Source organism: Thiohalocapsa sp. (assembly GCF_019695415.1).
In the GTDB taxonomy this organism is placed as follows: Bacteria; Pseudomonadota; Gammaproteobacteria; order Chromatiales; family Chromatiaceae; genus Thiohalocapsa.
Genome location: NZ_JAIFKJ010000142.1, coordinates 1 through 521, shown reverse-complemented (window position 1 = coordinate 521; position 521 = coordinate 1). Strand labels below are relative to the sequence as shown.

The 521-nt window shown below is 64.3% G+C and carries 1 pseudogene; it reads right to left on the bottom strand.

Features of this window, described 5'->3' with window-relative positions:
- Positions 1 to 521, bottom strand: a pseudogene (locus tag I6U14_RS03600) (aminoacyl--tRNA ligase-related protein); the annotation flags it as partial.

Below are 521 nucleotides of genomic sequence, written 5' to 3'. Positions count from 1 at the left end.
GGTTCTGGGCGCGCCGCACCGGTTGCGGGGTGGGAGCGCAAGGGGTGGGTTGGGGTTGTCGAAGCCGAGTTCACGTTAGGTCTCGAACACCATGTCGTTCAGGGTCGCGACCTCGTCCTGCAGCTGATCCTCGGTGCAAAAGACGTGTGCGTCGTCCTGAGTGAAGCGGCGTGCCCGCATGAGGCCGTGCAGTGTGCCCGAGGGTTCGTTGCGGTGTACGACGCCGAACTCGGCGATGCGCAGCGGTAGGTCGTGGTGGCTCTTCAGGCCCTGGTTGAAGAGCTGGATGTGCCCCGGACAGTTCATCGGCTTGATGGCGAAGTCGTGGTCATCCAGGTGCGTGGTGAACATGTCGTCCGAGAACTTCTCCCAGTGCCCCGAGCGTTCCCACAGCGACCGGTCTAGGACCTGCCGCGTACCCACCTCCTGGTCACCGTACTCCCCCAGCTTACTGCGCACGTACCGCTCCCCCTCCCCTTGGTTGCCCCGGACCTTGTGGTGCCAGAATCCAATACCGGGGG